Here is a 21,398-nt window from a genome sequence, read left to right as displayed (position 1 = left end):
GTCTACCCTTCACTCTTGAGTCGGGCGGCCCTGGCCGGCGTGGGCCGCCAGCCGTCGCCGTCCACGATCACGCCGTAGGACTGCTCCGCGGCCTCGGCGCTGACGTAGCCGTTGAGCACGTCGGCCACCACCGCGGCCGGGTCGCGGTCGAGGGGGTCGCCGTAGCCGCCGCCTCCGGCGGTCCGGTTCACGAACCGGTCGCCGGCCTTCATCGCGGCCCGGTACATGCCGACCCGCTTGGCCTGGTCGGTGTCCGGCCACAGCACCATCTCGCTGGGCTCGGGCTCCTGGCCGCCGTCCAGCGCCCAGGGCCGGGTCTTGCTCTTCTTCTTCATCGACAGCACCTCGCCGTCGGCGAGGTAGCGGACCTGCCTGAGCACGCCGACGCCGCCGCGGAACCGGCCGGCGCCGCCGGAGTCGGGAATCAGCTCCAGCCGCTCGTGGAACACGGTGGACTTGTGCTCCAGCACCTCGACCGGGGTGTTGCGGACCACGCTCTGGGAGGGGTGCTGCTGGGCGTTCGCGCCGTCGCGGTCCTTGCGCGCGCCCCAGCCGATGCCCTCGTTGTTGCTGATCACGAAGTCCGCGCCGGTGCGCGGGTCGTGGCCGAGCGCCATGAAGCCCGGCTCGTCACCACCGGAGGAGGCCGGGATCGAGTCCATCACCTGGGCCAGCGCCTTGTGGATCAGCTCGAACGCGACGATGGCGCTCCACTGGGTGAAGGTCGCGGCCGGGTAGACGGCGTGGAAGAAGTTACCGGGATCGGCCTTGACCTCCAGCGCCCGGTAGTGCCCGGCGTTGGAGGGCTCCCTGGGCGTGGTCAGCTCCTTGAAGATGGCCTTGCCCAGGCTCTCGGTGGAGCCGATCGGCAGGTTGACCGGGCCGGCCACCGCGCCGTCGGAGCCGTTGAAGTCGACCTCCATCCGGTCGCCGTCGATGGTGACCTTGACCTCCATCCGGATCAGGTCCTCGGTGATGCCGTCGTCGTCGCAGTAGTCGAAGGCCGTCCAGGTGCCGTTGGGCAGCGCGGCCAGGGCCTTTCTGGCGACCCGCTCGCCGTGCTCGATGACCTGCCTGATGGCCTGGTCGACGGTCTCGCCGCCGAACTTCTCCCAGACCTGCGCCAGCCGGTTCTCTCCGGTGCGCAGGGCGGCGAGCTGGGCGTGGAAGTCGCCGATGGTCAGGTCGGGCAGCCGGGAGTTGAACCGGATGAGCTCGACGATGTCGCGGACCACCTCGCCGCGGCTCACGATCTTGGTGCCCGGGAAGATGAGACCTTCCTGGTGCATGTCCGTGGAGTCCAGGACGTAGCCGGGGGACTTGGCACCGAGGTCCATCCAGTGCGCGCGCACCGCGAGGTAGGCCGCGGGGCCCTCGTGCCCGTCACGGAAGACCGGCGCGAAGAGCATCGCGTCGTAGGAGTGCGCGCCGCTCCAGTACGGATAGTTCAGCAGGTAGACGTCGCCCGGCGCGAAGTTCTCCCGGCCGACGTACTCCACGCCCTTGACGATGGCGTGGTCGTTGGCACCGAGGAACGAGGTGATCCCCGCGGCCTCGGCGGTCAGCTCCAGGTTGGCGTTGTAGATCGAGATACCGAAGTCGAGCACCTCGTAGATCACCGGGTTGAAGGCCGCCCGCACCAGGGTGCGGCGCATCTGCTCGCCCACCGAGACCAGGTAGTTGCGGATCACCTCGACGGTCGCGCCGTCCAGACGCTCAGGGCTGTTCACAGGGTTCCTCCGGTACCGGTCACCAGCAGCTGTCCATAGGTGTCGACGGTGAGCCGCTGATCACCGAAGATCACCGTCGTCGAGGTGCCCTCCTCGACGATCGCCGGGCCGCTCACCTCGTGACCGGGCGCCAGGGTGGTCCGGTCGTAGACCGGGAACACGGCGATCTCGCCGACCGCGACGTCGAAGGCGGGCCGCTCGCCGACCGCCTCGGGCCCGCCGGGCCCGGCGGGTGCCAGCTCGCGCAGCGCCGGCTTGGCCAGCCGTCCCACCGCCCGCACCCGCAGGGTGAGGATCTGCCCGGTGTCGGCCATCGCGTGGCCGTAGCGCGCCTCGTGCTGGGCGTTGAACCGGGCCAGCACGCTCGCGGCGGTGTCGCCGGGCTGCAGGTCGATGCCGAGGCTGTGCTCCTGGCCGTGGTAGCGGATGTCCAGCCTGCGGATCAGGGTGCGGTCCTCCGGCTTGATGCCCTGCGCGGACAGCACCTCGTCGCCCTGCGCCTCCAGGTCGGCGAACTCGCTCTCCAGGGCGGCCAGGCTGTCGTCGCTGAGGGAGCGCAGCACGGTGGCGGCGAACTCGTACTCCAGGTCGGACATCAGCATGCCGAAGGCGGAGAACGCGGCGGGCACCTGCGGGACGATCGTGGTGGCGATGCCCATCTCCCTGGCGAGCATCGGGCCGAGCAGCGGTCCGGCGCCGCCGATGGCCAGCAGCGCGAACTCGCGCGGATCCAGCGCCCGCTCCACGGTGATCTCGCGCAGCGCGCCGACCATGCGGGCCAGCAGCACCTGGAAGACGCTCGCGGCGGCCTGGGTCACGCTCACCCCGAGGGGAACGGCCAGCTTGGCCTCGATCGCGGCGCGGGCCGCGTCCGCGTCGATGGACATGTCACCGCCGAGGAACGCGGCGGGGTCCAGGTAGCCGAGCACCAGCGCGGCGTCGGTGACGGTCGGCTCGGTGCCGCCCGCGCCGTACGCCACCGGCCCCGGCACGGCGCCGGCGCTGTGCGGGCCGACCTTGAGCAGCCCCTCGTCGATCCAGGCGATCGAGCCGCCGCCCGCGCCCACGGTACGGATGTCGAAGATCGGGATGAGCAGCGGGAAGCCGTCGATGCCCGCCTCGTGCACCTCGCCGGGCTCGCCGTCCTCGATGACGCAGCAGTCCACGCTGGTGCCGCCGACGTCGAAGGAGATCAGCTTGGGCAGCCGCTGCTCGCGGGCCAGGAAGGAGGCGCCCACCACTCCCCCGGCGGGGCCGGACAGCACGGTCATCAGCGGGGCGCGGCGGGCCAGTTCCGCGGTCATCGCACCGCCGCCCGAGCGCATGATGTGCAGCGGGTGGGTGAGCCCCGCCTCGGTCAGCCTGGCCTCCAGGGTGCCGATGTAGTCGCTCAGCACCGGCCGGATGTAGGCGTCCAGGGTGACGGTGCTGGTCCGCTCGTACTCGCGGTACTCGCGGGTGATGTCGGTGGAGACCGAGATCGACACGTCCGGGTAGAGCTCGCGCAGGATGCGCGCGGCCCGCCGCTCGTGCTCGGGGTTGGCGTAGGAGTGCAGGAAGCAGATGGCCAGTGAGGCCAGTCCCTGCTCCTCGACCAGGATCCGGCCGGCCTCGCGCACGGCGTCCTCGTCCAGGTCCTGCACCACGTCGCCCTGCGCGTCGATCCGGCAGGGTACGCCGATCCGCCGGCGGCGCGGCACCAGCGGCGGCGGCGGGGCGTAGGAGAAGTCGTACATGTGCTGGCCGGGGACGTTGGCGCGGGCGATCTCCAGCAGGTCCCTGAAGCCCTCGTTGGTGATGATGCCGAGGTTCGCGCCGCGGCGCTGCAGGATCGCGTTCAGGCCGAGCGTGGTGCCGTGGACGAACGCCTCCACCCCGTCCAGCCGGGTGGCGAGGCCGCCCACCGCGTCCAGGACGCCCCGCTCGGGGGCACCGGGGGTGGTCGAGGCCTTGTGCAGCCGGATCTGCCCGGTCTCCTCGTCGTAGGCGATCGCGTCGACGAACGTGCCGCCGATGTCCACGGCGAACCGGGTACGTCCGGCCGGAGTGTCGGGGGAATTCACAGGGCACCTCCAGGGACCTGCTGCGGGGCGGGGACGACCGGCAGATCGTCACGGACGATCCGGCCGGCCTGCATGACGAAGGGGATCCGGCGCAGCGCGGAGACGTCGCTCAGCGGGTCGCGCTCGGTGACGATCAGGTCGGCGAGGTAGCCCTCCTCGACGGCACCGGCCTGGCCGGCCAGCCCGACCAGGCGCGCGGCCTCGGACGTGCCGGCCCGTACCGCCTGGATGGGGCTGAGTCCCGCGTCGGTGAGGAACTCCATCTCGCGGACCGCCACGACGGTGTCCTCGATGGGCTCGCCCGGCGGGTAGTCGGTGCCGGCGAGCATGGTGATGCCCGGCGCGCCGGGGTCGTCCGGGTCAGCGATGCCGGCCGCGACCGCCCGCCGGATGCTGGCCAGGTGGCCGGGGCCGACCTCCACCGCCCGCTCGATCTGCCAGGGCGTGAAGCTGTGCTCGGCCATCCAGTCGGGGCAGCGGGTGACGCACAGGGTCGGGGTGAGGAACACCCGCCGGTCCGCCATCTGCCTGGCCGTGTCGTCGTCCAGGTCGTAGGCGTGCTCGTAGCCGCGGACTCCGGCGGCGAGCGCCTCGCGGATCGCCGAGCCGGCGCCGGCGTGCGCGGTCACGTAACTGCCGTGCTCCTCGGCGGCGCGGACCACGGCCCGCATCTCCTCGGCGGTCATCTGCGCGCCGGTGAACGACTCGCCCTGGTGGGCGATGCCGCCGGTGATGAAGATCTTGAGCAGGTCGGCGCCCGCGTCCAGCTCCTGCCTGGCCGCGCGCAGGAAGCCGTCGTGCCCGTCGGCGTAGGAGCAGTCGGCACCCTTGCCGTGGCCGCCGGTGGTGGAGATGGCCCGGCCCGCTCCGACGATCCGCGGCGCGGCCACCCAGCCCTGGTCCGCGGCGGTGCGCACCAGCAGGTCGGCGCGGTTCTGCTCGTGCACGCAGCGGATCGTGGTGACCCCCGCGACGAGGGCGTCCTGCGCCCGGGACAGCGCGCGCAGCGCGGTCAGCCCGGGGTTCTCCGACTCGTCGGTGGCGGAGAAGGGGTAGAGCACCGACAGGTGGGTGTGCACCGAGATCAGGCCGGGCATCAGGTACCTGCCGCCCAGCTCGACGGTCCGCGCTCCCGGGGGCGGGGCGTCCGCCGTGATCTTCTCGATCCGGCCGGCCGCGACGAGCACGTTGGCGTTCCTGCGGATCCGTCCTGATCGGACGTCCACGACGTGCCCACCGGTCAACCAGAGGGTCTCGGGCTCCGACGTGGGCCGCAGCCGAGGTGATGTCAGCACCGCTTACTCCTTCTGTCCTGGTGGTTTTCCTGCTCTGGGCCGTTGTCTTCCTGACTCCACCGCTCCATCAGCCGGCCGGGGCCGAGGTCGGAGACGTCGACCGGCGGCGGCTTCCCCTCGATCAGGCAGCGCAGCGTCTCCCCCCACAGCGGGGCGAAGGTGAAGGCGTAGGTGCCTCCGGCCACGTAGAACCCGGGGGCGCCGGGCACCTCGCCGATCACCGGCATCTCGTCGGGCGTGGCCGCGAGCGGCCCGGCCCACATCCGCAGCAGCCGCAGGTCCCGGATGAACGGCAGCACCCGGACCGCCAGCGCGACGTTGCCCACCAGGCTGTCCAGGCTGGCGTCGCTCCGGCCGGCCAGGTCCATGCTCAGGGCCGGCCAGCCGCCGCCGATCAGCAGGTTGCCCGCGGCGACCTGCTTCACCGACAGTCCCTCGCCGATGTGCTGGACCAGGTGGGACATGGTGGCCGAGGAGCGCACGGTGGCGTGCATCTGGATCGCCACCGGTGTCATCCGCAGCGTGATCCCGGCCATGGCCGCGATCTCCCCCAGCCAGGGCCCCGCGACGTCGACCACCACGGGGGTGTCCACCACCCGCTCGGCGGCGCCGCGCCCGGCGACCACCCGCCAGCCGTCGCCGTTGCGGGTGATCCGCCGGACCGGTGCGAACGCCACGGTCCGGCCGCCGTGCCTGGTCGCCGAGTCCAGGTAGGCGGGGGTGACCTTCAGCGGGTTGGCGTAGCCGTCCAGGTCACACCAGGTGGCGGCGGCCACCGTCGGTCCGAGCAGGGGCAGCGCGGCCCGCGCGGCGTCTCCGTCGAGGATCTCGGTGTGGATCCCGGCGGCGGCCTCCCAGCCGTGCTTGTCGCGCAGCTCCTGGCACTGCTCCTCGGTCTCGGCGATGGTGAAGCCACCGGTGCGGCGGACCTCCACCGAGGTTTCCAGCTCCTCCTCCAGCGTCTCCCACCGGTCGCTCGCGGCGCGCTGCAGCGGCAGGAACCGCGCGCTGTCCAGCGGCACCGCCTGGCCGGGGCGCTTGGTGTGCACGGCCTGCATGTGCAGGTTGCCGGCGGTGGTGCCGGAGCCCTCCCTGCCGGGGGCGCCGCGTTCCAGTACGAGCACCCGATGGCCGCTGCGGGCCAGGTGGCTGGCCACCGAGGCGCCGAGCACCCCGGCTCCCACGATCACCGCGTCCGCGGTCCGCGTGCTCATGCGTCGCCCTTCTGCGATTCCGGTCCGGCCAGCTCCAGCAGCGTGGCGAGGGGGACGGGGCGCACCGGCAGCCGGGAGGGGAAGATCTCCACCCGGGACTCGCCGTCGCCCGCGCCCCGGTGGGGCATGACGGACCGGACCAGTCCGGCGACCGCGAACCCGCACTCCCGGCCCTGGCAGGGGCCCATTCCCGCGCGGGTCCAGGCTTTGGTCGCGTTGAGGTCGCCGTCGGCGCTTCCCGCGGCGGTGGTGCGGATCTCCTCCGCGCGGACCGCCTCGCACCGGCAGACCATGGTGTCGGCGGGCAGCGCGGGCGCCAGCGTGGCGAGCAGTGCCGCCGGGCCGGGATAGAGGGAGTCGGTCAGCGCGGTGAAACGTGCCAGACGGCGCCTGGCCGACACCACCCGCCGGGTCTCGGACACCGGTACGGCCGCGCGGCCCTCACGGGTCAGGATGTCGTGCGCGGCGGCGAGCCCTCTGGCCTTCGCCGCGTGCACCCCGCCGATTCCCGCCGCCTCGCCCACCACGTACACATCGGCCCGGGAGGCGCGTCCCGCCGCGTCGGTCACCGGCACCGCGTCCCCGCTCGCCACGTCGACCCGCACCTGGCAGCCCAGCATGCGGGCCAGGTCGGTCTGGGGCCGGAAGCCGTATCCGACGCAGAGCGCGTCCACCTCGACGGTGCGGACCGGGCGCGCGGGCCTGGCCGCGGCGGCGAGGGTCACCGAGGAGACCCGGTCGCGGCCGTCGGCGCGGAGCACGACGGTCTCCTGCCAGATCGGCACCCGGGCGCGGGCCAGCCGCGCGGCGTAGGTGGCCAGCTCGCGCAGTCGCGCGGGATGGCCGAGCGTGCCCAGCGCCCGCGGGCTCGGCCGGTACGGCCTGCCCGCCTCGGCGATTCCCGCCACGCTCACGCCGAGTTCGATCAGCGAGCAGGCGACCGGCAGCAGGAACGGCCCCGAACCGGCCAGGACCACCCGGTCTCCGATGGTGGTGTGGTCGCTCGCGGCCAGGTGCTGGGCGAAGCCCGGGGTGGTCACTCCGGGAAGCTGCCAGCCGGGGAAGGGGAACACCCGCTCGAAGGCACCGGTCGCCAGCACGAGGTAGCGGGCGCGCAACCGCACCGGATGCTCGGCGGCGTCGGAGGCGAGCAGCGTGCACCCGTCGTCCTCCACACCCCAGACCAGATGGCCGGTGCGGCACTCGGCGCCGGCCGCGCGCACCTGGGCGATCAGCCGGCCGCCCTCGGGCCGGTGGTCGCCCCAGTGCCTCGCCACCGCGGGCGCGGGCCGCCGGTAGTACTGCCCGCCCAGTTCCGGCTGCTCGTCGAGGATCGTCACGGCCAGACCGGCGGAGGCAAGCCGGGCCGCGGCGCTGAGCCCCGCGGGGCCGCCGCCGACGATCACGACATCCCGTTCGACGACCTCGCCGTACGTGGCCGCGCTGCGCTCAGCGGTCATGCGGAACCTCTCCCTCTGTGGCCGTCTCGACCCGCATGCCGGCATAGATCTTGGTGATGCAGGCGCGGACCCCCGGACGACCGTCCACCGTCACCTCGCACTCGAAGCACACGCCCATCCCGCAGAACGGGCCGCGAAGGTCGCCGCCCACCGGATTGCGCCGCAGGCTCCACCGCCGCTCACCGACGAGGACCGCGGCGAGGCTGATGCCGTCGACGGCCTGCACGGAGTCGCCGTCGACGACGATCTCCGTTTGCGGAGCCCGGCTCGGCCCGGCACGCCGGCCGGTGCGGCCCTGCGCCGTCGTCATCGCCCGGCCCGCCCCGAGACGGTGTCCGCGCTGCCCCCGGAAAGGGCTTCGACCAGGCCGGACTCCTTCAGCGCGGCGCCGATCGCGTCGAGCCTCTCCGGGTCCGTGATCGGCAGGAGCGGCGGGCGGACGTGCCCGCCCGGCTGGCCGAGCATCGCCATGGCGGCCTTGAGCTGGGCGATGGGCGTGCCGTACACACCGCTGTAGTCGGGGTTGATCAGCCGGGAGGAGAGCCCCGCGTACCGGTCGACCCAGCCGCGCGCCGCCTCGCGATCGGATGCCGCGACCGCCTCGTAGTAGGGGACGGCGAACGGGGCGCCCATGCCGCCGCCGTCGATGTTCCCGTCCCCGCCCAGCTCCAGCAGGACGGCGAGGCCCCGCCGGTGCAGGAAGCTGCCGAACACCCGAACCCGGTCGCCGACCTCCTCAACCGTGCCGAGCATCCGCAGCCAGTCACCGGTGCTGTCCTTGATGGCCACCACGTTGTCCAGGTCGGCCAGTCTCGACATCAGCCCGGGGTGGGCGGAGATGTCGACGGCCACCCCGCGCGGCCAGTTGTAGACCATGAACGGCAGCTCCGTCGCGGAGCTGACCTGCCGGTAGAAGGCGAGGATGTCCTCAGGCCCCGGGTGCACGTACGGCGGGGGCGTGGCGAGCACGCCGTCCGCGCCCGCCTCGGTGGCGTGCCGCGCGAACTCGATCGCCTCTGCGGCGGTGTAGGCCGTGACGCCGACGACCACCGGGACCCTGCCGGAGAGCTCGGACACCGCGATCTCGGCGACCCGGCGGCGCTCGGCCGCGCTCTGGCTGAACCACTCACCGGTGCTCCCGTTGACCAGGACTCCGTGCACGCCCTGGGCGGCGTAGAGCCGGAGCAGCGCGCGCCACGCGTCCTCGTCCAGCCCGCCTTCGCTGGTGAAAGGGGTGGGCGCGGCCGGCCAGTAACCGTGCCAGGTGACGTCGTCGCGGTCCATGGAACCCCCGAGGATCAATGTTGTAGTCATTTTTTGGGATCGCTTGCATTAGGTTGCAGTACTCGGGAGATTCAGGTCAAGGCCGAAATATGTTTTTAACCTGGGTAAATTTCCTCGCGCCTCACCAAGTGTTCATGATCTTGTGGCAAAATTTTCCCCCGGATGGGATCGATCCCAGGAAGAAGGATGATGGCGATCACGCTGAAGGACGTCGCCGCCGCGGCCGGGGTGTCACGCAGCACGGCTTCCCGCGCACTGAGCGGCTCACCGCTGATCGCCCCGGAGACCCGGGTGGCGGTGAAGGAGGTAGCGGACCGGATGGGCTACCGCCCCAACCGCGCGGCCAGCGCGCTGCGTTCCAAGCAGTCCCATGTCGTGGGACTGGTGCTGAACAACCTCATCAACGCGTCCTTCCACACCATCGCCGAGGTCGTGCAGCGTCGCGCCGCGGCCGAGGGTTACCAGGTGATGCTCTGCATCACCGACGCGGACCCGCGGCGGGAGGAGTCCTTCCTGCGGACCCTCGCCGCGCACGGGGTGGACGGGCTGATCATGATAGGTACGGGCAAGAACACGGCCATGGCCAACGCGCTGCTCGCCGAGGGCATCGGGGTCGTCAACGTCATCCGCGCCGCCGCCGAGAGCGCCGCGCCGTCGGTGCTCGCCTCCGACCGCGAGGGCGCCCACGCGGCCACCTCACACCTGCTCGACCTGGGTCACGAGCGGATCGGCTTCATCGGCGGCCTGCTGAGCGCCAACTCCGGCCTGGAGCGGTTCGCCGGCTACGAGCAGGCACTGAGGGAACGCGGCCGTCAGGTCGACGAGTCGCTCGTCGAACGCGGGCCGTTCGACTCCGCCTTCGGCGCCGAGGCGACGGAGCGGCTGCTGCGCCGCAACCCGGAGATGACGGCGCTGTTCGCCGCGAACCACGAGGCCGTGTTCGGCATGCTGCCCACACTCGTCGGTGCCGGCGTCGTCATTCCCGAGCAGCTCTCGCTGATCTGCTACGAGGACATCCCCTGGCTGCGCTGGTGGCAGCCCCCCATCACCGTCGTCGACAACGGGGCCCACGAGCTCGGGGATCTCGCCATGAACCTCCTGCTCCAGCAGATCGAACGGACCGACCGGTCGACGGCTCCGGCACGGACCGGCCGGGCAGGCCGGGCCTACCGGGTGGGCGCCCAGCTCGTCCTGCGCTCCTCCTGCGCGAAACCGGCCGCCCCCCGCTGAGGTGAACCACCACGGCCCGCGATCCTCGAACCCGCGGAGACCCGCCCGGGACCGCCGCCGTTCTCCTGCTCTCCCGGCCGATGAACCGGCGGATCGGGATCGGCTGGAAAGGCTCCTGATCCCGGAGGGGGTCTCGTACAGGGCGGGGCCGAACATCGCGGCGTTGGTCGCGGCGGCACTCGACGCCCAGGTACTGCTACGCCGGACTCCGACACGCGCCCGATGCCGCGCGGGGAGGTCCTCGCGTTTCCCGGAGAGCTGGAACTGCGCGCGCCGGCCGGACAGGGGGTGTATTTCGTTGCCGGCACCTACGTGGGAGATCCGCCGCTGGACCGGCGCGACCTGCTGTCGGCGGGACCGGAGTTCGTGCGCCGTATCGAGCGCGAGATCAAACCCGGCCTGAGCGATCGGGAGATCGACGAGCTGCTCCGCGAGCCCCCAGGGGGCGAAGTCGGGTGCTCTGACCAGACCGAGCAGCCGGAACGCCGACTGCTCCTCCGCGCTCAGGGCCGCATGGCTCAGGGAGAACGAGGCGCGCACGCTGAGATCACCCGCGATCCCAGCACGATCCACCACTGCGCAAATCGCCCTTGGGCTACAGCTTGGCGGCGATGTCGGCACCGAGGTCCGTGTCCACGTTGGTCCAGTACTGCACGAACCGATCGCGGATGTCGTCGTCACGAATCTGGAGTCCTTGACCGACGAGCGTGGCGATCATGCGTTCGCGGCCGGTGTCGGTGAAGACGTCGCGATACAGGCGTCCAGCCTGGCCGAAGTCGTCGTCGTCCGTGCGCAGGGTGGCAGCGGACCGCAGCAACTCCCCGTCTGACTCCCAACCACCGTTGCCTGCGGCGGCGGCGTCGCCCACTGGCCCGCCAAAGGAGTTCGGAGCGTAGACAGGGGCGGATGCGGGCTTGAAGTGGTGTCGACCGAGGCCGTCCTGGCTGTACGAACGGACGGGTGCCACGGGCGCATTGACCGGAATCTCGGCATAGTTAGTGCCGACGCGGTATCGCTGGGCGTCCGGGTAGGAGAAGACCCGCGCCATGAGCATCTTGTCGGGGCTGATATCGATGCCCGGCACCGTGTTCGCCGGGGAGAAGGCCGCCTGTTCAATCTGGGCGAAGAAGTTCTGCGGGTTCTCGTTCAGGGTGTATGTGCCGACCTTGATCAACGGGTAGTCCGCGTGCGGCCAGACCTTGGTGACGTCGAAGGGATTGAACCGGTACGTCTTCGCGTCCTCATACGGCATCACCTGCACGTTGACCTCCCAGGAAGGGAGATCACCGCGCTCGATCGCCTCGTAGAGGTCGCGTCGGTAGTAGTCGGCGTCGGCACCGGCGATCGCCTCGGCCTCGGCCTCGGTCATATCGGCGTTTCCCTGCAGCGGCTTGAAGTGGTACTTCACCCAGTGCCGCTCTCCTGCGGCGTTGATCCACTGGAACGTGTGCGATCCGTAGCCGGACATGGTGCGCCACGATCGTGGAAGTCCGCGGTCACCCATGAGGTACGTGACCTGGTGAGCCGACTCGGGCGACAGGGTGAGGAAGTCCCACTGCATGTCGGCGCCGCGTAGCCCGGATCCCGGCAGTCGCTTCTGCGAGTGAATGAAGTCGGGGAACTTGATGCCGTCGCGGATGAAGAAGACGGGGGTGTTGTTGCCGACGATGTCGTAGTTTCCCTCGCTTGTGTAGAACTTCAGGCTCCAGCCGCGTACGTCGCGCCAGGTGTCGGGCGATCCCTGCTCGCCCGCGACCGAGGAGAAGCGCTGGAGAAGGCGGGTCCGCGTCCCGGGCTGGAAGAGTGCGGCTCGTGTGTAGCGGCTGACGTCCTCGGTGATGACGAGTTCGCCGAATGCGCCGCCACCCTTGGCATGCACGATTCGCTCCGGGATCCGCTCGCGGCTGAACTGGGCCAGCTTCTCGACCAGGTAGCGGTCGTGCAACACGGTGGCACCGTCGGCGCCAACCGTGAGTGAGTGAGCGTCGCCGGCGACCGGCGTGCCGGTCTGGGTGGTCGTGACGTTCTCTGTCATCACTTCTCCTCGTGGGTGTTGTTGAACTGGCGGCTGGCATGGCGGAGGCTGCCGTCCCTAGGCTGGCCGCACTCACTGCGGAGGTAGGCAGAACGGTCCGCATCGAGGGCGTGACGGCGCGGACCGCTCACCGGCACACGGAAGACGAGCCCGCATGTTTCGAGGTCGTGGAGGATGGTGTAGATGCTTTGTTTCGACAGCCCCGGAGCCGCTCCCTGGAGGTGCGATCGCACCTGGGTCACGTCAGCGACCCTGACCTCGGCCAGACCCTCAAGCACTGCCACGCGTGCGCGCGTCGCGCGTAGACCGTGGTTCGCGAGACGCCCCCGCCATTCAATGCGCGGGTCGAGCCGCTGGTAGGCATGTGCCGCGGTTGCGGGAAGCTGCACCATCGGGATCTCCTCCTCCTCCCTGACCCGGTCCAGTCTTTGTGCTGGGGCAGAGGGAGTGTGGTGCCGAGGCCGGCCAAAGATCGCACAGTTCTGGACATTGGACCGGGCCGACCGGACCGGCTGAAGGAGGCGACGTCATGCCTAGGACGCGGCACATCGTGTTCCTGGTGTTCGACGGCATGAAGATGCTCGACATCTGTGGTCCCGCCGAGGTCTTCTCCGAGGCGAACCATTTCGGAGCGCACTACCAACTCACGTATGCGTCGACTTCCGGGCGGGCTGTGGCAACGTCGATCGGAACGACATTCGCTGTCGATCAGGCGGTCAGCCAGGTCGAACGGGCCGACACCGTCGTGGTCTCGGGCGGCGACGACCTCCCCACGAAACCGATCCCGCCTGACCTGGTCGCTGCCGCGGCCGCACTACAGGCTCGCTGTACTCGGATGGTGTCCATCTGCACCGGGTCGTTCGTGCTGGCATCCTCGGGGCTGCTCGACGGGCGGCGGGCCACCACGCACTGGAGGTATGCCGGTTTGCTCGCTCGAGCGTTCCCAAAGGTCTCGGTGTCACCGGATGCGCTCTTCGTTCATGACCGCGGCATCTACACCTCTGCCGGTGTCTCCGCCGGCATCGACCTGGCACTGTCTCTCGTCGAGCAGGATCACGGGCCCGACCTGGCCCGTGACGTGGCGCGCAGCCTCGTGATGTTCATGCAGCGGCCTGGAGGACAGTCACAGTTCGCAGTTCCACTCCAGATTCGGGCACCACGGACGCCCACACTGCGCGCCGTGGTGGACTTGGTCTCTGCGCAGCCGGCGCTCGCGCACAGCACAAGCTCGCTGGCCGCGCACGCCGGGGTCAGTCCGCGCCATCTCGCGCGCCTCTTCGCCAACGAACTCGACATCTCGCCGGCCAAGTTCGTCGAACGCACACGGCTCGACCACGCTCAGGCGCTCCTGGACTCCGGACACGGCGTCGCGGAAACGGCGAGACTGGTTGGATTCGGCAGCGCCGAGACCCTGCGCCGGCTATTCGTGACCCGATTCGGAATCTCGCCCAGCCAGTACCGGGCCCGTTTCAAGACGACCACCCAGGCCGGGCCGGGCTCAGGGCCCGGCCCGGCCGTGGGGTCATCTCGGACCCCGGCGGGCACGAACTGACCGGTTACTCCGGCCAGGCGTTGTTCTGGATGATGTCGACGAAGTTCGCGCGCTTGAACCGCCGGTCGAAGTGGGCGAGTACATCGTCGTTCATCGTGCCGAAGGTAGTGTCCGGGCGATCCGCCATCCCCTCGTAGAACGCGTGCAGGATCTGACGCTTGAAGTCCGGACGGGGGTGAGCCTCAACCACCGCCTGCATATCGGCGTCGCTGATCTGGCCGAGATCCATGCCCAGTACATCAGTCTCCACCCCGAGCGTGACGACTCCGACTTCGGGAGCGAGATGGAGCGGCACTTCGGGGGTGGTGTGGAGGGCAATGGCGAGCCACACGTTGCGTGCCTCCTCCTCGGAACGGCCGTGGTCGCGGAGGAAGTCGAACGCGGCGTCCGCGCCGTCGATCTCGAAGCGCTGGTGGCACTTGCGGAACGTCTGGGTGAGGCCCAGGTCGTGGAACATTCCGCCGACGTAGGCCAACTCCGGGTCGACCTCGACGCCGCGCGCTTTCGACTTGAGCATCCCCCACAAGAAGACGCGTCGCGAATGGTGGAACAGTGTGTCGCCCACGACGGCATCGTCTGTGGCACTCCGCACCACCTCGGTTGCCGCGCGGACAAGGGCGGTGTCGGGGATCTGGATTCCTGCGATGGTCTCGGTCACGGGACCTCCTGGTTGGTTGAGCGTCAGGGACTCCTCCAGCGTCGCGGCGCAAAGGCGTTTCGCAGCCCACGGCACCGGACAGGAATCGCTTGATCCGCGACAAGGCGATCCGTGCGGAGCGCGGCCCACCACCCCCCAACCTGGCCAGCTACATAACCGGCAATCAATCATGAACTTCGCTTTTCAGACGCCCCCTCAGGTCGCCTGCTGTGAGGCGGCGGCCTCCGGGCGCAGGTCGGCGAGGCTCAGCCGGTGCGCCGGCTCCTCCGGCAGCACGACCCGGCGGGTGGGGCTGAGGTCCGGTCCGATGTGGAACAGCTCGCCGGGCTCCATCAGATGCCACTGGGGATGGTCGTCCATGCGCTCGCTGGCGACCACGGACGCGGAGGTGCCCGCCAGGTCCCGGGAACGGACCCGCATCCGGTCGTTGCTGCCGCTGTGGTCGAGGTGCCGGACGCCGTGCTGCCCACCGGCGGCACGCCGGAGTAGGTAAAGCCGGTGGGTGTCGGGATAGCGCAGCGCCCACAGGTCACGTGGCGTGGTGAGGACCAGGTTGAGCGCGTAGACGGGCAGGTTCCTGGCGACCCAGCGTGCGGCGCTCTCGATGCCGGCGGCGACGTCGCCGCCGTGCGCCCTGGTCTCACGGGTGATCAGCGCGAAGAAGCGCTCCGAGTCGGTGTCCCCCTGGACCAGTTCCCGGTCCTTCCCCAGTTCCGCGTCGAGGTCGTCCAGGCCCTCGATCACCCCGTTGTGCGCGAAGAGCCGCCCGTCCTGCAGGAAGGGATGCGTGTTGCGCACCTCCAGGTCGCCGGTGGAGGCGAACCGGACGTGCGCCAGAAAGGTGGTGGACTCCACCTCCTTGGCCTCCTCGGCGAAGCACCGGTCCTCGTAGGCGGCGATGGGAGCCTTGTGCATGTGCGGGGTGCCGTCGGCGTCGAAGTAGCCCAGCCCGGTCCCGTCGGGGTCGCGGTGGCTCTGGTGACTCAGGCTGTCCGGGGCGTCCAGCAGCCAGAAGGTGGCACGCGTACGTTCAGGGGTGCTGCTCAGGCCGAACAGACGGCACATCTCAGGGTCTCCTTCTCCGTCACTTCTGCTCCGGCCGCACCGGCCCGTACCCGACCTGGCGCCGTCAGCCGTGGCGCCGGGGCCTCCCGGCCCCGGCGCCGTGCGCGAACCCACCGGCGTCCTCGGCGGTGTGACGCGGCCGGTCCTGGTCGGAAAGGCGGGGCAGGACCCGGCACAGGTCCTGCAGCAACAGGTCGGCCAGGTCGTTGCTGAAACCGTTACGGACGACGACGCGCAGCACCGCCAGGTCCGTGCGGTTCTTCGGAAAGGTGTAGGCGGGCACCAGCCAGCCGCGCTCGCGCAGCGCGGCGGAGACGTCGAAGACCGTGAAGTTGTCGATCCCCTCCCGTACCCGGAAGGCGAACACCGGAGCCTGGCCGCCGTCGGTGATCAGCTCGAACCGGTCCAGCCTGGCGATCTCCCCGGACAGCCGGGTCGCCACGTCCCGGCAGGTCTGCTGGACCCTGCGGTAGCCGTCGAACCCCAGCCTCAGGAAGTTGTAGTACTGCGCGACCACCTGGGCGCCGGGGCGGGAGAAGTTCAGCGCGAAGGTCGGCATGTCCCCGCCGAGGTAGTTGACGTGAAAGACCAGGTCGTCGGGGAGCGCCTCGGAGTCGCGCCACAGCGCCCAGCCCACTCCCGGCATCACCAGCCCGAACTTGTGCCCGGAGGTGTTGATCGACGCCACCCTCGGCACCCGGAAATCCCAGTGCAGGTCGGGGTCGAGGAAGGGCGCGATCATCGCGCCGGAGGCGCCGTCCACGTGGATCGGCACGTCGAGTCCGGTACGGGCCTGCAGGTCGTCCAGGGCCGCGGCGATGTCGGCGACGGGCTCGTAGCTGCCGTCGTAGGTGGAGCCCAGGATGGCCACGACCCCGATGGTGTTCTCGTCGCACAGCTCGACGGCCGTCTCCGGGCTCAGGTGGTACCGGTCGCCCTCCATCGGCACGTACCGGGGTTCCACGTCGAAGTAGTCGGCGAACTTCTCCCAGCAGATCTGCACGTTGACGCCCATCACCAGGTTGGGCCGCCCGGCCGGCCGTCCCTCGGCCTGGCGCCGGTGCCGCCAGCGCCGCTTGAGCGCCAGACCGCCCAGCATCGCCGCCTCACTCGAACCGGTCGTCGAGCAGCCCACCGCGCGATGGGGCTCCTCGGCGTGCCAGAGCCGGGCGAGCATGTCCACGCACCGGATCTCCAGCTCCGCGGTCTGCGGATACTCATCCTTGTCGATCATGTTCTTCTCGGCGCACTCGGCCATCAGCCGCCGCGCCTGCGGCTCCGCCCAGGTGGTGACGAACGTCGCCAGGTTCAGCCGCGCGTTGCCGTCCAGCATCAGCTCGTCGTGCACCAGCTGGTAGGCCGTCTCCGGCTCCATCTCCCCGGCGGGCATGGCGTAGCGCGGGACCCGGACCGGCTCCCGGCTGAAGATCGGGTTGACCTCCAGATCGCGGCTTCCCCGCCCGGTGTGACCAGGCCGCCTCAGTGGCATCGTCCCACCCCCTTCCCCCGCCGACCAACGCCCTCACCTGGGCTTTCCCCCTAGGCTGGGTACCCGTGCCGCCGCGGTACGACACCAACCGCCGGTGATCCGCCCGGCTCCGTCACCGGTACGGCTGCCACCTGACCGTCTGGTCACGGGCCTTGAAACTGCGCATCCGGTGTTCCCACTGCGACCGGATACCCGGGTTGCTGCGCAGCACGGGCAGGACGCTGGTGACCAGCTTCAGCTCGCGGAGGCGGCGCAGCACCGGAAAACCGCGCCAGCGGGTGACGTCGAAGCCGTAGCCCTCGGCGAGCGACGTGTGCTCGTCGGCGGGGTAGTCCATCCGCAGGCGGCCGACCGCCACCGGGGCGAGGTCCCACTCACGCGGGCCGATCCCGGTGCTGTCGAAGTCGCACAGCACCGGCCCCCTGGGCCCGGCGATGACGTTGCCCATGAACACGTCACCGTGGATGACCCCGGCGGGGAGCGCGTAGTCGAGCGCGGCGAGCCGCTCCTCGACCTCGTCGCACTCGTCCAGCAGGAAGGCGTGGTCGCCCGCGGACAGGTCCTCCGGTTCGGCGAGCCGCTGACGGACCTCGGTCATCGGGGCCCACTCCGGCAGGTCCACCGGCGGGTCCGGCAGCCTGTGCAGGCGTCTGAGCAGGGTGGCCAGCTCGCCTCCGCCGGGGCGCGGGCCCACCTCGGGGGTGTACTTCCACAGCGTGACCAGGTGGCCCTCCACCTGGAGCGGCTGCTCGCAGCCCGGCCAGAGCCGCACCGCGGGGAAGTCGTGGTCGGCCAGCCAGCGGGCGACCCGCACCACGGTCGGCACCCGCGAGCGGGCGGCCGAGGATCCGGCGACGCGCACCACGACGGGCGCCCGGCGCAGGCGGAAGACCGCGTTGTTCGTGAACTTGATCAGCTCGGCGTCACCGGGCGCGAGCCCGGCCCGGTCACAGACCGATGCCAGCAGCGAGTGGAGCCGGTCGCGGGTGAGGCCGCCGGCCTGACCGGCGGCATGGTCGGTGGTCATCGTCATGCCGCACGCACCACCGAGATGCGCCGGGCGAGGTCCTGGGCGTCACCGGCGTGCGCCCGCATCATGGCGACCGCCTGCAGCGGCGCGAGACGGTCGGTGATCCGCATCGAGCGGATCTCGGTCGCCAGGGTGACCGCCTCGTTGCCGTTGGCGATCCCGGCGGTCATGTCACCGGCTCTGAGCTGCACCGTCGCCAGAGCGGTCAGCTCGAAGGCCCTGCTCCTGGCCATGCTCAGATCGCGCTGCCCGAGCGCGTCGGCGAGGAAGCGCTCGGCGATGCCGAGGTGGCTGTCGAGGTGGGTCTCGGCGAGGTCGGCGTGCACCATGCCGCTCGTGGCGTCGAGGTCGGCGGCGCCGAAGAAGCTCACCCAGGCCGGAGACTCGCGGTCACGGGCGCGAGCCAACTCGTCGGCCGCCCGGTTGATCGATTTGAGCGCGAGATCGCTGTCGCCCAGCAGGGCGTAGGCCCACGCCTCGTTGGCGAAGAGCATCGCCACGGTCCGCTCGCAGCTGGCGTCCTGCGCGCAGATCTGTCCGAGCTGGAAGAACCGCAGCGCGTCCAGGATTCGGTCGCAGTGCAGGTGGACGCGGCCCATCCGGTACAGGACGTTGGCCGCCAGCGAGGAGTTCCTCGCGTGTTTGGCCTGTTCGAGCGCGCGGGCCAGGTGGCTTCTGGCCGAGCCGTACAGGCCGACGTCGAAGGAGGTCCAGCCCGCGAGGTTGTGCTGGTCGGCCAGCGCCTGGTGCAGGCGGAGGGTGACCGACTCCGGGCATGAGGCCCGCAGCAGCCGCTGTGACCAGGCCAGCTGTGCCACCACCGCGTCGCGGCAGACCCCGCCCCCGTGCCGGTAGTCCAGGGCGCGCAGCGTGCGGGTCACCGTCTCGATCTGCTCGACGTCGGCCATGCCGATGCGGTGCGGGACGGGGGTCTCCGTGGGCGTGACCGGCTCGGTCCACTCTTCCGCGTCCCCGGATGCCGCGCCGATGGTCACCTGCGCGGCGTGCGCGAGCAGGCGGCGCACCTGCTCGTCCTCGCTGGAGTCGTCGCGCTGGTCGGCCGCCGCCGCCGGGGCCAGTGTCGTGCAGGAGGCGTCGTAGGCCAGACCCATGTAGCCACGGGGAATCCCCAGACCGTCGGCGATCCGGCCCAGCACGTCGTACGCCATCACCTGGCGGCCCTTGAGGATCTCGGATATCTCCGACTGGGACTGCGCGGTGAGGGCGGCGATGTGACGCTGTGAGACGCCGATCCGCTGCAGTAACCGGTATACGGTGGCCATGTCGCGGGCGGCCAGAGCCTGTCGCATCTGCGGGCGTTCCCAGAGTGCGGGATCGACTTCCCGCGCGTTCGCGTTGCTGACGTTCATCCCGATCTTCCCACGGCGGAGTTCCCTTGCCGCCAAGGTAACCAGCGATGCGGCGTCGCCGGAGCCGTATCGGTGCGACCGATCACCCAAGGTGATCGGCTCGGCCTATCACCCGACCGATCTGCGGACAGTATTGGTCCTGCGACTCTCCGTATATCGGCCTTGTCCCTCAGGATGGGGGATTCAGACCAGCGAGCGCGATCCCGCGGCCCTGGTGTCCTACTCGATAGGAGCAACGATGCTCACCGAGCACGCTCCAGCTCTGGAGGTCGGCGTGCGCGGCAGGCACCGCGGACGCTTTCGAGTGACCGCCTGGTGTCTCCCCCCGGGCAACGCCGCCCGCCGGGCCCGCAAGCTGCTGCACGACCTGCTGTCCCGGCCGCCCTTCGCCCCCGACGACGTCGCCGACCTGGAGGTCGTGGTGACCGAGCTCGCCACTAACGCCGGCAGTTACGCCCCCGGCCCCTACGAGCTGCGCGTCCTGCACGACCGCGACCTGCCGATCAGGGCCGAGGTGGCCGACGCCGGCGGCGGGGTCCCGCTGATCGAACGTCTGCTGCGTCGCCCGTTCACACTCCCCGGCCACCTGGACGAGCTGTCACTCGGCGGACGGGGCCTGCGGATCGTCGAGGAGTTCACCTCCGGGCGCTGCGGGGCGCGCTGGACCCGGCTGTGCGGCACCGGGCAGATCGGAACCGGCGTCTGGTTCGACCTTCCGGCGCACCGCCCCCGGATGTGAACGCACCCGACGGGGCATGAGACCGGTTCACCGCCCGGACCTCGCCCTCAGCAGCGCGGACAGGCGCTCCACCTCAGGGTGATCGGGCCCGAGGGCGAGGTGCTTGACGCGCAGCGCGTCCCGGTAGCGTCGCCCCGCCTCCTCCGGACGGCCCTGAAGATCGTCCAGGTGTGCCAGATTCACCTGGCACACCGCCACCTCGTAGTGATCGGCGCCCAGGCGCTCAACGAAGATGTCCAGGGCCCGGCTCAGCGCCTCCTCCGCCGCCGCGAGCCTGCCCTGGTTCGCGAGTACCGCGCCGAGCACCGCCAGGTCCGCCGCGACCTGGTCGTGACGGGGACCGAGCACCCCGCGCCGGATCTCGATCGCGGCTCGCGCGTGGTGCTCTCCCGCGGGATCGTCGTCACCTCGGGCATGCGCGAGCCCCGCGAGATTGTGCAGAACGTCGGCGCGTGCCAGGGGGTCGTCCACCTCGTGCCGCTCCAGGCAGGCCGGCGCTCCGCGGTAGTGGGTCTCGGCCTCGCCGTAGCGGCCGAGTTCCTTGCAGAGCACTCCCAGGGCCAGCCGCACCGTCGCGCCCCGCGGCCGCTCCGCCTCGTCCACCAGCTCGAACGCCCGGCGCAGGTGCGCCTCCGCGGTGGTGTGCCGGGCCTGCCTGCGCTCGATGTCACCCATCCGGATCAGCGCGTCGGCGAGTGATGCGTCGCGTCCGCCCCGGCGGGTGCCGAGGCCAGCGACTCCACAGCCCGCCGGGCCCACTCGTGTGCCTGCGGGTAGCGGGTGAGCCCGTGCCAGAGTGACGCCAGATCCACCAGAAGCGCGGCATGTCCGGTGAGATCCACCTGGCCCGCCACCTCACCCGCCCGCCGCGCCCACCGCTCACCCTCGGCGTACCAGCCGCGCCTTCGGCAGTACGCACCGCGCAGCAGGCACCGGCGGATCACCTTGATCCGATGACGGCGGACGACTCGTTCGAACACCGTCAGGCAGACGGCTCACAGTGATTGGCGATGCGGATGGCCTCCGCGGTGGCGCTGCCGGTCTGCAGCACCAGGAGGACGGGTACCGCCGCCGTGAGGATCAGCGCGTACAGGCGTGCGATCTTTCGCATTGCCACTCCTTCTTTCCGGAGAATCAGGACGTCCTCATCGTGATCCCGGACGCTTATGGCCCGCGTGGAGTCG

At 70.8% G+C, this 21,398-nt stretch carries 20 protein-coding genes; 3 read left to right on the top strand and 17 right to left on the bottom strand.

What is annotated here, in order from left to right:
• Positions 1-2: 2 nt before the first annotated feature.
• Genes ACWD3H_RS27990 through ACWD3H_RS27960 form a run of 7 tightly spaced genes read right to left on the bottom strand, consistent with a single transcriptional unit; the run spans position 3 to position 9,076 of the window.
• Positions 3-1,730 carry a hydantoinase B/oxoprolinase family protein gene (locus ACWD3H_RS27990; RefSeq protein ID WP_451957082.1) on the bottom strand — a complete coding sequence of 576 codons (1,728 nt, stop codon included), beginning with the start codon at positions 1,728-1,730 and terminating at the stop codon, positions 3-5.
• Positions 1,727-3,793: a hydantoinase/oxoprolinase family protein gene (locus tag ACWD3H_RS27985; RefSeq protein WP_451957081.1), complete on the bottom strand. Its 2,067-nt coding sequence runs from the start codon at positions 3,791-3,793 to the stop codon at positions 1,727-1,729. Before ACWD3H_RS27985 ends, ACWD3H_RS27990 begins: the two co-directional genes overlap by 4 nt.
• Entirely contained in the window at positions 3,790-5,088 is a 1,299-nt protein-coding gene (locus ACWD3H_RS27980; protein ID WP_350915409.1) for an amidohydrolase family protein, read from the bottom strand. Before ACWD3H_RS27980 ends, ACWD3H_RS27985 begins: the two co-directional genes overlap by 4 nt.
• Entirely contained in the window at positions 5,082-6,302 is a 1,221-nt protein-coding gene (locus ACWD3H_RS27975; protein WP_350915411.1) for an NAD(P)/FAD-dependent oxidoreductase, read from the bottom strand. Before ACWD3H_RS27975 ends, ACWD3H_RS27980 begins: the two co-directional genes overlap by 7 nt.
• Positions 6,299-7,762, bottom strand: a complete 1,464-nt coding sequence (locus ACWD3H_RS27970) for an FAD/NAD(P)-dependent oxidoreductase (RefSeq protein WP_451957080.1) — start codon at positions 7,760-7,762, stop codon at positions 6,299-6,301. Before ACWD3H_RS27970 ends, ACWD3H_RS27975 begins: the two co-directional genes overlap by 4 nt.
• Complete coding sequence (locus ACWD3H_RS27965; RefSeq protein ID WP_355555229.1) at positions 7,752-8,072, bottom strand: (2Fe-2S)-binding protein; 321 nt, start codon at positions 8,070-8,072, stop codon at positions 7,752-7,754. The genes ACWD3H_RS27970 and ACWD3H_RS27965 overlap by 11 nt, the downstream gene beginning before the upstream one ends.
• The gene (locus tag ACWD3H_RS27960; protein WP_451957079.1) at positions 8,069-9,076 is read right to left on the bottom strand and encodes a dihydrodipicolinate synthase family protein; all 1,008 of its coding nucleotides are present in this window, start codon (positions 9,074-9,076) and stop codon (positions 8,069-8,071) included. The genes ACWD3H_RS27965 and ACWD3H_RS27960 overlap by 4 nt, the downstream gene beginning before the upstream one ends.
• A gap of 156 nt (positions 9,077-9,232) precedes the next feature.
• On the opposite strand from ACWD3H_RS27960, the gene ACWD3H_RS27955 reads away from it, so the two are divergent.
• Entirely contained in the window at positions 9,233-10,276 is a 1,044-nt protein-coding gene (locus ACWD3H_RS27955) for a LacI family DNA-binding transcriptional regulator (protein ID WP_355555225.1), read from the top strand.
• A gap of 595 nt (positions 10,277-10,871) precedes the next feature.
• Here ACWD3H_RS27955 and ACWD3H_RS27950 read toward each other — a convergent pair.
• Positions 10,872-12,311 carry a catalase gene (locus ACWD3H_RS27950; RefSeq protein WP_355555221.1) on the bottom strand — a complete coding sequence of 480 codons (1,440 nt, stop codon included), beginning with the start codon at positions 12,309-12,311 and terminating at the stop codon, positions 10,872-10,874.
• On the bottom strand, positions 12,311-12,703 hold the full coding sequence (locus tag ACWD3H_RS27945) for a transcriptional repressor (protein WP_451957078.1): 393 nt from the start codon (positions 12,701-12,703) through the stop codon (positions 12,311-12,313). The genes ACWD3H_RS27950 and ACWD3H_RS27945 overlap by 1 nt, the downstream gene beginning before the upstream one ends.
• A 137-nt stretch (positions 12,704-12,840) precedes the next feature.
• Here ACWD3H_RS27945 and ACWD3H_RS27940 point away from each other — a divergent pair, with 137 nt between their 5' ends.
• A complete protein-coding gene (locus ACWD3H_RS27940; protein WP_451957077.1) occupies positions 12,841-13,863 on the top strand; it encodes a GlxA family transcriptional regulator in 1,023 nt (340 codons plus the stop codon).
• A gap of 4 nt (positions 13,864-13,867) precedes the next feature.
• Here ACWD3H_RS27940 and ACWD3H_RS27935 read toward each other — a convergent pair whose 3' ends face one another.
• From ACWD3H_RS27935 to ACWD3H_RS27915, 5 genes are all read right to left on the bottom strand, one after another.
• On the bottom strand, positions 13,868-14,521 hold the full coding sequence (locus ACWD3H_RS27935; protein WP_451957076.1) for an HD domain-containing protein: 654 nt from the start codon (positions 14,519-14,521) through the stop codon (positions 13,868-13,870).
• 195 nt (positions 14,522-14,716) lie between these two features.
• Positions 14,717-15,586: a class II glutamine amidotransferase gene (locus ACWD3H_RS27930; RefSeq protein WP_355558998.1), complete on the bottom strand. Its 870-nt coding sequence runs from the start codon at positions 15,584-15,586 to the stop codon at positions 14,717-14,719.
• Between the two features lie 64 nt (positions 15,587-15,650).
• Positions 15,651-17,075 carry a glutamate decarboxylase gene (locus ACWD3H_RS27925; protein ID WP_451957075.1) on the bottom strand — a complete coding sequence of 475 codons (1,425 nt, stop codon included), beginning with the start codon at positions 17,073-17,075 and terminating at the stop codon, positions 15,651-15,653.
• A 112-nt stretch (positions 17,076-17,187) separates the two neighbouring features.
• Complete coding sequence (locus ACWD3H_RS27920; RefSeq protein WP_451957074.1) at positions 17,188-18,108, bottom strand: phosphotransferase enzyme family protein; 921 nt, start codon at positions 18,106-18,108, stop codon at positions 17,188-17,190.
• Entirely contained in the window at positions 18,105-19,475 is a 1,371-nt protein-coding gene (locus tag ACWD3H_RS27915; protein WP_355559005.1) for a helix-turn-helix domain-containing protein, read from the bottom strand. Before ACWD3H_RS27915 ends, ACWD3H_RS27920 begins: the two co-directional genes overlap by 4 nt.
• Positions 19,476-19,713: 238 nt before the next feature.
• On the opposite strand from ACWD3H_RS27915, the gene ACWD3H_RS27910 reads away from it, so the two are divergent.
• A complete protein-coding gene (locus ACWD3H_RS27910; RefSeq protein WP_355559007.1) occupies positions 19,714-20,214 on the top strand; it encodes an ATP-binding protein in 501 nt (166 codons plus the stop codon).
• A 27-nt stretch (positions 20,215-20,241) separates the two neighbouring features.
• On the opposite strand, the gene ACWD3H_RS27905 is transcribed toward ACWD3H_RS27910, so the two are convergent.
• Genes ACWD3H_RS27905 through ACWD3H_RS27895 form a run of 3 tightly spaced genes read right to left on the bottom strand, consistent with a single transcriptional unit; the run spans position 20,242 to position 21,325 of the window.
• Positions 20,242-20,889 carry a tetratricopeptide repeat protein gene (locus tag ACWD3H_RS27905; protein ID WP_451957073.1) on the bottom strand — a complete coding sequence of 216 codons (648 nt, stop codon included), beginning with the start codon at positions 20,887-20,889 and terminating at the stop codon, positions 20,242-20,244.
• Positions 20,890-20,894: 5 nt separating this feature from the next.
• Positions 20,895-21,194, bottom strand: a complete 300-nt coding sequence (locus ACWD3H_RS27900; RefSeq protein ID WP_451957072.1) for a hypothetical protein — start codon at positions 21,192-21,194, stop codon at positions 20,895-20,897.
• Between the two features lie 2 nt (positions 21,195-21,196).
• Positions 21,197-21,325 carry a hypothetical protein gene (locus tag ACWD3H_RS27895; RefSeq protein ID WP_355559012.1) on the bottom strand — a complete coding sequence of 43 codons (129 nt, stop codon included), beginning with the start codon at positions 21,323-21,325 and terminating at the stop codon, positions 21,197-21,199.
• Positions 21,326-21,398: the final 73 nt, after the last annotated feature.

It is taken from the genome of Streptosporangium sp. NPDC002607 (genome assembly GCF_053592655.1).
This window is presented reverse-complemented; position numbering and strand designations above follow the sequence as displayed.